Consider the following 2,719-nt stretch of genomic DNA (forward strand, 5'->3'; position numbering starts at 1 on the left):
GGAATAACAAGATCTGCCGCTCTGGGGTCCTTGATCTCCAAATTGACAAAAGCCGTCTCAGGAAGCTCAAGGAAGACTTTTTCGGGAGTCGTAATTCCTTCAGGATTGACCAGATGCATTTTCTTGAGTCTCTTGAAGCTCGTATCTCTTAACTCAACATCTACACCCAGTGTCCTTTTCAAACTGGAATCATGGTTTACGACAAGCACTCCGTCTCCTGTAAGTTGTAGATCCAGTTCGACTCCGTCAGCTCCAACCTGAACTGCTCTCACAAGTGAAAGAAGGGAATTTTCCCCCGTACCCGTTCCCATACCTCTGTGCCCTAGAATCAAAGGCCTGGAATTCATAGAAACCTCCATTTAACAAATTAACCGACGTCGAAGCCTCGGAATTTGACGATCGAGTTGCCAATTAATCGGCCTCGATTCCGACAATTGCGTATATCCATAATTATAGCAGGATACGTTGCTTGTTCAAGAGTATGCGTTATCATGCTGGTTTTCTTCAGGGAAAGAAAAGGAATTATACTTGTAATAGATATTGTATGGAGGCGATACCTTGGAAAGGATAAAGGAGCATCCGCTTCTTTCATTCGAGAGGAGAAAGCTAATTACTTTCTTTTTCGAAGGGAGAGAACTTTCAGCATACTCAGGTGAGACGATAGCTGCCGCCCTTCATGCCAACGGTATTAAGGTCTTACGTTACAGCGCGAAGGAAGAACGTCCGCAAGGATTGTTTTGCGCGATCGGCAAGTGTTCCTCGTGCCTGATGGAAGTGGACGGAAAACCTAACGTGCGTACTTGCATAACTCTCGTAAGACCCGGAATGACTGTTAGAAGACAGCATGGCAGGGGTGAGATTGGTGAGTAATCTAGATCTTCTTGTCATAGGAGGCGGACCGGCCGGGCTCTCAAGTGCAATAGAAGCTGCAAAGAACGGGCTCTCGGTTCTAGTTGTCGATGAAGGGGTTTTCTCCGGCGGTCAATTAGTCAAACAGACACACAAATTCTTTGGAAATGAGAGTTTTTTTGCTTCGGTGAGAGGCTTCGAAATTGGCACAAGTCTTACTGAACAACTGAATTCCCTGGACTCTGCGAAGATTCAAAACGAAAGCTCCGTTGTCGCTATCTATCCTGATGGAGTACTCGTACATGATATGAAAAACGATCAGACTTCACTTCTGAACCCAAAAAAAATTATCGTCGCATCAGGTGCGTCGGAGAAGTTTATTCAGTTTGAAAACAATGACCTGCCCGGAGTCTATGGAGCCGGTGCGGTTCAGACCCTTATGAATCAATTCGGGATTCTCCCCGGAAGAAGTGTGCTTATGATCGGATCTGGAAACATTGGACTCATAGTCTCTTACCAGCTGCTTCAGGCAGGTGTAGAGGTCAGAGCGATACTTGAGGCTTCAAACAGGATAGGCGGTTACCAGGTACATGCAGACAAGGTGAAAAGAGTAGGAATTCCTATTTTGCTGCAGCACACGGTCTTAAGAGCAATTGGAGAGGAGTCTGTGAGGGGAGCCGTTATTGCCAGGCTTGATGAAAAATGGAGACCAGTTGCTGGAAGCGAGAGGGAGTTAGTCGTTGACACGATTTGCATTGCGGTGGGGCTCTCACCATCAGTTGAGCTGGCGGCTCAGGCCGGCTGTCAATTGAAGTATATCAAAGAGCTCGGAGGGTATATCCCTCTAAGAGATGAAAACATGAGAACATCAGTGCGTGACGTATTTGTAGCCGGTGATGCTGCCGGAATTGAAGAAGCAACTACGGCTATGATTGAAGGACAAATCGCAGGTCTTGCCGTGGTCAGTGACCTAACCGAAAATTGCAGTCAAGAGCGACTGACGTACTTGAAGAATACTCTCAGGAATTTCAGAAGCGGTCCCACTTCGTCAAAGACGAGAGCCGGTCTAGCTAAACTTGGAAATGAGTTTGAGGAAGCGTCATTCGCGAAGGAGAGTCCCGACGATTTCACCAAGTATGTGGGTAAGATGCGACCAATAATCGAATGTTTCGAAGCCATTCCCTGCAATCCATGTGAAACAAGTTGCCCGGTCGGTGCCATAACCATTGGCGATAATATAAACAATAGACCGATCATAGACTATTCAAAGTGTACTGGATGCGGTATCTGCGCAACCAAATGTCCGGGACTTGCAATTTTCATGTTTAGAGAGAACGAGGATGGCACATGTTCTGTTGGAATTCCTTACGAATTCCTTCCATTTCCTATCGAGGAACAACAAGTGACAGCGCTGGGAAGAAATGGAGAGGCAATCTGCAATGTTAAAGTAGAGAGAGTGGTCAGATCGCCCAACAAGACAAACCTTGTTTACATAAACGTTCCCTGCGAGTTTGCTTCAGATGTCCGACATATCTTTGTGCCCTCCGAAGAATCCAAGTCTTTTGTCTGTCGCTGTGAAGAAGTAACGGTTGATCAAGTAAGAAAGGCAATCGGTGATGGCTATACGGACTTCGAAGAACTTAGAAGATACCTGAGAATAAGTATGGGACCCTGCGGGGGAAGAACTTGCAGGCTGAACACCCTGATGATCTTGTCTGAGGAAACAGGCATACCCATTGAGAGACTGTCTCCCGGGATTTTCAGACCGCCTGCGATTCCGGTAAGTTTCAGAGCAGTAGCTGAAAGCGGTGATGATTGCTGTGAAGAGTAGGTACAGAGTTGTAATAATAGGCGGGGGTGTAATCGGAAC

At 46.6% G+C, this 2,719-nt stretch carries 3 protein-coding genes; 2 read left to right on the forward strand and 1 reads right to left on the reverse strand.

What is annotated here, in order from left to right; all coding sequences use genetic code 11:
- The coding region (locus ENN47_05320) for a glycerophosphodiester phosphodiesterase (protein HDP77594.1) at positions 1–347 on the reverse strand (347 nt) is incomplete at its 3' end.
- A 211-nt stretch (positions 348–558) separates the two neighbouring features.
- Between ENN47_05320 and ENN47_05325 the strand changes: the two genes are divergently transcribed.
- Complete coding sequence (locus tag ENN47_05325) at positions 559–870, forward strand: (2Fe-2S)-binding protein (GenBank protein ID HDP77595.1); 312 nt, start codon at positions 559–561, stop codon at positions 868–870.
- Complete coding sequence (locus tag ENN47_05330) at positions 863–2,680, forward strand: FAD-dependent oxidoreductase (protein HDP77596.1); 1,818 nt, start codon at positions 863–865, stop codon at positions 2,678–2,680. Before ENN47_05325 ends, ENN47_05330 begins: the two co-directional genes overlap by 8 nt.
- The last annotated feature ends 39 nt before the right edge of the window (positions 2,681–2,719 follow it).

Origin of the sequence: Mesotoga infera (genome assembly GCA_011045915.1) — a bacterium.
Classification (GTDB): Bacteria; Thermotogota; Thermotogae; order Petrotogales; family Kosmotogaceae; genus Mesotoga; species Mesotoga infera_D.